The sequence below is a fragment of the uncultured Methanobrevibacter sp. genome, from assembly GCF_902774605.1.
In the GTDB taxonomy this organism is placed as follows: Archaea; Methanobacteriota; Methanobacteria; order Methanobacteriales; family Methanobacteriaceae; genus Methanocatella.
This window is the reverse complement of record NZ_CACYJE010000072.1, coordinates 1-7,492: the sequence shown is the minus strand read 5'-3', so window position 1 is coordinate 7,492 and position 7,492 is coordinate 1. Positions and strand designations below refer to the sequence as shown.

The 7,492-nt window shown below is 40.5% G+C and carries 3 protein-coding genes; all 3 read left to right on the top strand.

Going from position 1 to position 7,492, the window contains the following annotated elements:
• The first annotated feature begins 121 nt into the window (after window positions 1-121).
• The gene (locus tag QZU77_RS09990) at window positions 122-970 is read left to right on the top strand and encodes a cation diffusion facilitator family transporter (protein ID WP_295603680.1); all 849 of its coding nucleotides are present in this window, start codon (window positions 122-124) and stop codon (window positions 968-970) included.
• Window positions 963-1,802, top strand: a complete 840-nt coding sequence (locus tag QZU77_RS09985) for a PfkB family carbohydrate kinase (protein WP_295603678.1) — start codon at window positions 963-965, stop codon at window positions 1,800-1,802. The genes QZU77_RS09990 and QZU77_RS09985 overlap by 8 nt, the downstream gene beginning before the upstream one ends.
• A 160-nt stretch (window positions 1,803-1,962) precedes the next feature.
• Window positions 1,963-7,492: DUF4011 domain-containing protein (locus QZU77_RS09980; RefSeq protein WP_295603675.1), on the top strand; the 5,530-nt coding region annotated here is incomplete at its 3' end.

Genomic DNA, 7,492 nt, shown 5'->3' with positions numbered 1-7,492 from the left:
TATTGCCATTTTTAATCACTTATTATAATTTACATTTTTTAATTATATAAAATTAACTTTAAAAGCATCAATTGCATGATATGATAACTTTTTATTAATATTAATGACAAACATTAAAACCATGAGAATAGACACGCATCATCATCACAAAAAGGCTGGTGAAAATTTAGCATTTGTATTCTTCATGAATCTTGCATTCAATATAATTGTTATAATTGGAGCCCTGGCAACTAACAGTATGGCGATACTTGCGGATTTCATCCACGATGCAGCAGACACGATTTCAATTGCAATAGCATGGATTCTGGAAAAGGTTTCACAAAAGGACTCTTCAGATTCATACTCATATGGCTATCAGAGATTTTCAATTCTTGGAGCAGTCATAATATCAGTTTTCGTAATATTCATGGCTTTTGTAATATTGTCAGAGGCCATCCCAAGACTCTTCTCGCCTGAAGGCGTGGATGCGGGAGGAATGCTAATGGTGTCAATTGTAGGATTGATATTCAAATCCCTTTCCGTTTATAGATTGCATAAGGGGGAGACCTTCAATGAAAAGGCCATATTCTTCCATCAGCTTGGGGACATATTCGAATGGCTGACAATCCTCGTGCTGAGCATAATCCTGATCATATGGGGTGACATTCCATACATTGACGCATTGGTTTCAATTGGAATAGCATTCTGGTTGATATTCAACCTTGGAAGAAACCTCTACAAGTCAATCGAGGTGCTTCTCCAAAAGACTCCTGACAACTTCGATGTCGAGGAGTTCAAGCAATCCATTGAGTCAATAGATGGAGTGAATGCAATCGATGATTTTCATATCTGGTCACTTGACGGCATCGATTCGGTCATGACCCTTAAGGTCGATATCGATTTTGGAAAAAACATCGCTGAAATTAAAAATGAAATCTATGAGATTTCAAACAGGTACCATGTTGTGGACATCACAATAGAGTTTGAATGAGATTATTAACATGACCCTGGTTGTTATTGGTCCCGTTACCAAGGATTTGATAAGGATAGAGGATGAGGAAACATCAAAAGTCGGTGGAGCAACTTATTTTCAAAGCTTTGTCTTTGAAGAGTTCTTCAACGATTACTTGGCTATTGTCAATTGCGATGATGAAAGCCTGGTCAAGGCTTTTCCGGATGTTGGAAAGGTTTGTGTGATTGAAAAGGATGACACTCATTTCTTCATCAATCATTATCCCGATGCCGGTGACTTGAATGTCCGAAATCAGTTGAGCAATTTCGCTGACATTCCGATCTGTCCGGATGACTTGATGGGTCTCCTGCCCGATGAAATTGACGGCTTTGTCCTTAACCCCCTCAACCGAAATGATTTTCCACCTGAAACCGTTGAGTTTTTAAAGTCTTTCAACGTGCCAATATTCCTTTCAATACAGGGATTTCTAAGAGTCCCAAACGATAAAGTAAATGACAGCTACACTATAGGATTGGATAACTTCGACGGTTTAGGTGCAATTTTATCAGGGGCAAGTGCCATATTTATGGATGAGGCTGAAGCAAGGCTCATCGGGACAGACTATGATGTGGATGAGATGGTCATAACCAACGGAAGTTTCGGTTCAAGAATCATTGCCGGCGATGAAATCAGGATAGACCCAGTGCCATGTGACAATCCTGTGGACACCACCGGCTGCGGAGACACATTCATGGCATCCTATGTTGTACAAAAATTATTGCTTAAAACACCTGAAACCGCCGGAAACTTTGCATCAAGGATTGCAAGTGAAAAAATATCAAGTTTTGGACCTTATAAACCAAACAAATAATTGATTTTTTTAAATTTTACAAATCACTTTTAAACAGTCATCATTTCTTATTTTAAATAGATTTGGTCTAAATTCACATTGTTTAGAAAACTTTATTAATTAATATGATTATAATTATATATGCATTTTGAATTTTTTTTAAACACTACAAAGGGTCATCATGTTAAACAAATCATCAAATATAATCGAGAAGGAATTTAAGAATTTGCGTAAGGAGCTATTGGACTTAACCTTAAGGAACCAACTCCTCAACTTTAAATCAAGAGCAAAAACTATCACTATAGTAAATCAATCCCCCATAAACCTTTATCAGACATTAGTCCTGCAAGAGAATAAAATGTATTTTGTGGCTAACAAGAAGGACAAGAAGGAGGACAAGTCATCAGTATGGGACCACATACCATTCGACTTTTCAAAGTTCTCAGAAGGCGACAAGAAACTGGCTACCGATTTGACCCCAAAGGAGCTTCAAAAAAGATTATATTACATTAACAATCAGGCAAAGACAATGCTTCAGGAGCAAGGTTACAATATCCTATACCTTGCAGTCGGCTTTTTGGAGTGGAATGACAAGTCCAAACCAAGACAAAAGAACAATGCGCCACTGGTGCTCATTCCCGTCTCAATGGAAAGGAAAAAGGTGGGAGAGTCATTCAATCTGGAATGGACTGGTGAGGACATTCAAACAAACATTTCACTCAAGGCAAAACTCCTTGAAGGAGGAATCGAACTGCCTGACTTTGAATTCAAGAAATACGGTGAAGTCATAGACCATTACCTTGCAAGCGTGCGTAGGGCGGTTTCAAGAATGGACGGATGGGAAGTCAACAGCAACGTTGCGCTGGGATTCTTCAGCTTCACAAAGTTCGTAATGTACAATGACCTGAACCCTGAAGCATGGGCGGATAATGTTGACTTGACCAAAAACGAATTGATTCAGGCAATATTCAACCCTGCAAAAAACGATCATGAGGCGTTCCGTGAAGAGGACATAGACTCAAGGCTCGAGTACCAGAACATGTACCAGGTTCTTGATGCGGATTCCTCCCAAATCGCAGCCATCCAGGACGTTAAGGCAGGGCGCAACCTTGTGGTTGAAGGGCCTCCTGGTACAGGTAAGTCACAGACAATCGTGAACCTCATAGCCGAGCTCTTGGCTGAAGGAAAATCTGTGTTGTTCGTGTCAGAGAAAATGGCCGCTTTGGATGTTGTAAAGGACCGTTTGACCGGTGTGGGATTGGGCAAGTTCGTACTGGAATTGCATTCACACAAGACCAGGCGTAAGAAATTCCTCAAGGACCTGCAGAAGGCAACTAACGTAAGGGCACAGGAGCCATTAAACATTGACCAGACAATACGCAAGTTGGAAACCCTGCGCCGTCAACTCGATGATTACTCACAAATCATACACAAGCCAGTGTTTGCGGTGAACCTTTCCGCATTCCAATTGTATGGTATGAAGGAATCAGCGGATGATCATTTCGCAAGAAAGAACACTTTAATGCCTCTGGTAAGGTTTGAAAGTCCTGAAAACGTCACATTAAAAGACTTGGATGACATGAAGATTGCCCTTGAGAACCTTGCTGAATTATACCAGACAATATCAAAGGAAAACCCATGGAGCAAATGCGCGCCGAAAAGCCTATTGCCTGCGGATTTAAGGGAAATTGAAATGCTCATTAATGATACATTGCTGGCATTGGACAATTTCCTTGTTGAACGTGGAAGGGTGTATGACATTTACGGAATAAAAAAACCGGACACCTTAAACGAATTCCAGAATTCACTGTCTGCCTTTGAGATAATCAAGTCACAGAATGCCGAATTGATTGATGGAAGCATACTCAAGTCAGGCGCATGGAACAACAATAACGATGACGCATTCATATTGATACAGGAGCTCCAGAAATATCAAAAATACGCTGGAGCATTGGCGAAATTCAACCAAAGCATCTTCCAGGTTGACATTGACAGGCTAATTTATGAATTGCAGCACTTGTCAACCAAGAAGTTCCGCTTCTTCAACAACAAGCAGCATATCGAATTGGTTGAAAGGTACTATGCCGTGCCGGTTCCAAACAACATTGAAGACATAATCAGGGACCTTAAGCAGGCGAAAGTAATCATTAAACTTAGAAGAAACCTCGAAGCAAACAATGCACTTGGCCAGAAATATTACGGGGGATATTGGCACTTGAATGCTAATCCTGAGGATTTAAAAGCAATTGCACGTTGGATGCATGAATTCACTGCACTGGTGAGGGAAGGAACATTCTCACAGAACACAATTGACCTGATGAGCAAGGACCTCTTCGACATTAAGCCTGAACGTGACCTTGCAGAATACATTGACTCCGGAGAGGAATTCGTGAGGGTGTTGTCAAGGCTTAAGGATAAACTGAATCCGAGAAGCAAATTAATATTCAAGCGTGAAACCGGAGACGTGCCGTTCGAGGCATGGCAGGAGCAATTGTACAATTGGAGAGGGCAATTGTCAAGCCTCCACCTGTGGTCACAATACCTGAACACCAAGAATGCCCTCAAAAGCAGCAATGCGAAAATGTTCGTCGATTCCATAGAGAAAAGAAACATTAAAAAAGAGGATATTGAATCATTGGTTGAAGGAAACTTTGCAGACTCATTGCTTAACATATTATTCGTTGAAAACCAGGAGCTGGCAACATTCGTCGGTGAATTGCATGAAAACCGCATCCGCGAATTCAAGGACCTGGACAAGAAGATTCTAACACTTAACCGTAAAAGGATTTACCATAAGTTGAACAGCAACATTCCAAAGATATTCGGAGGAACAGAAAACCCTCAGGCTAAAATATTGGCCGGGGAATTCACACGTAAAAGCGGGCACATGCCGGTTAGAAAACTCCTGGAAAAGGCTGGAGGAATGATAAAACAAATCAAGCCTTGTTTTATGATGTCTCCACTGTCAATTGCACAGTACCTTGATCCGACAAATGAGGAATTGCAGTTTGATGTGGTTATTTTTGACGAGGCAAGTCAGGTCAAGCCGGAAGACGCGTTAGGCGCATTCATGAGAGGCAAAACCGCAGTGGTTATGGGGGACACTCAGCAACTGCCTCCAACATCATTCTTTGACCAGATGTCAGATGCTGACAGTGACGAGGAGGAGGCAACCTCCCTTGACATGGAGAGCATCCTGCATTTATGCAAACTCTCATTCCCGGTTAAGATGCTTAAATGGCACTACCGTTCACGCCATGAGTCCTTGATTACAGTTTCAAACAGGGAATTTTACGATGACGACCTATTGGTTTACCCTTCACCTTCACATTCAGACCCTGAACTCGGTTTGAAATTCCATTACAATCCGAACACCCAATACTTGAGGGGGGCATCCTCTAAAAACCCATTGGAGGCTAAGGATGTTGTGGAGGAGATATTCAATCACTTTGAAAAGTACGGTGATACAAAAAGTTTAGGTGTCGGAACATTCTCCGTAGCGCAGAAAAACGCTATCCTTGAGGAACTGGAGGTAAAACGTAAGGAGCATCCTGAGTATGAGCCATTGTTCTCAGACAATAAGGATGAAAGGTTCTTCGTCAAAAACCTTGAAACAATCCAGGGGGATGAAAGGGATGTCATCCTCATCAGCGTAGGGTATGGGTATGACCAGGACGGAAAGATGTCACTCAACTTCGGTCCGCTAAACCAGGACGGTGGTGAAAGAAGGCTTAACGTGCTGATAACTCGTGCAAGAGAAAAATGTGTAGTGTTCTCAAACTTCAAGGCATATGACATGAACTTAACAGCAAACCCTCCATATGGTGTAAAGTCACTTAAGGAATTCCTTGAATATGCTGAAAACCTAACATTGGGCACACCTGGAATGGGTGAGTATGCCAAAGAACCGTTTGAAGATGCTATTGCCAGCTTTTTGGAGGAAAACGGCTACACTGTCGACAGGCAAATAGGATGTGCAGGATTCAGGGTGGATCTGGCTATTGTTGATGATGAAAATCCTGGAAAATACATTTTAGGCATAACAACCGATGGAAAGATGTATGCATCAAGCAAGGTGGCACGTGACAGGGACAGGCTCCGTGAACAAGTATTGACAGGACTTGGATGGAAATTATATCACTTATGGTCTACTGACTGGTATAGGAACCGTGACCTGGGACGAAAGAAATTATTGGACTTCGTTGAAAATTCCATTCGTGAAACCCGTGAGGAAGAAAAACGCAGATCTGAAGAAGAGAAGAGATTGGCTGAAAAAAGAAGATTGGAAGCTGAAAAGAAAGCTGAAGAATTGCGCATAGCACGTGAAAAAGAGGAAGCTGAAAGAAAAGCGCGTGAAGAAGAGGAAAACGCAGGAGAAATCAATCCTGAAGATATTGGTCCGGCAGACTTTGTTGAAGTGGAAAAAGTAGATGACGGAGATATATTGGAAAAGCCAATTGATGTCAGTGAACTTGACCCAGAGGAATTCTTCAAAGAAGCTGAAGCAGAAGAAACAACTCCAAATGAAACAATCAATGAAAACAACGTTTCACAAGAAAATGAATCTGAGTTTGTGAAAGTTGAAACTGATGATGGTAATGATTATTCTAATGAAAAAACCGAATCTGAGTTTGTGAAAGTTGAAACTGATGAGGGTAATGATTATTCTAATGAAAAAACCGAATCTGAGTTTGTGAAAGTTGAAACTGATGATGGTAATGATTATTCTAATGATGGCTCTGAATCCGAATTTGTGAAAGTTGAGGATGACGAGGATGATAAGGATTATTCTAGTGAGGATTCGGAATCTGAATTTGTAAAAATGCAATATGATGATGAATTGGATGATTTGGAAACCCCAATAGAAGATGCCATTGGCGAATCAGAAACTGTGAAAAATTCAAATGAGGATGTTTCAAAGGATATTGATGATGTGGAAATTCCTAAAGTTGAAGATGATCATGTTTCAGAGGATATGCATGGTTCAGGTGAAGGTATTGATGATGAAACTCTGGAAATGGATGTTCCTATCGAAGAGGTTAATGCTTCTAATGAGAATGAGTCTCCTAAAACAGTAAAAGAAGAGAAATACTCTCCTGATGAAGACCGTGAAGTTTGGGAATCTGATGAGGGAGTCTCACCGGAAGACAATGCTGAAGTTTGGGAAGATGAAAAGGATTATTCTGATGATGAGAATGAAGAAAAACCTCATTTATCCATTAAAGACAAGATTAAATCATTTATCAATCCTGGACACTCACAGTTAGATGATTCAATAGTTGATGATGCCGAAGGCAAGGAAAAATCATTCTTCAGTTCACTTAAATTCACAAAAGACCTTGGTGAAGATGAGGACTTGGAGGAAGACTCAATTAAAGAAGATAATGGAATTGATGACATTGAATCAAACACCGAAAACGTCAATATTGAATCAAAGGATGAAAAAGTTGATTTAGGTTCTGATGATGATTATATTTATGTTGACCACAGTAATGATGAAATAATGGAAGAAAATATCGAAACTCCTAAAGTTAATTTTGACAATAAAATTAATAAATCCGTTAAAGAGGATATTATAAAAGAAGAACCGGTTAAAGAACCTGTTAGGGAAGAGTTTGTTGAGCCTGAGGTTGTTGATGAGTCTGTTAGCGAGAAGTTTGTTGAGCCTGAGGTTGTTGATGAGTCTGTTAGCGAGAAGTTTGTTGAGCCTG

Excerpts from the sequence above, each read along its gene's own strand:
- QZU77_RS09990 (WP_295603680.1), top strand. The coding sequence starts at position 122 with ATGAGAATAGACACGCATCATCATCACAAAAAGGCTGGTGAAAATTTA.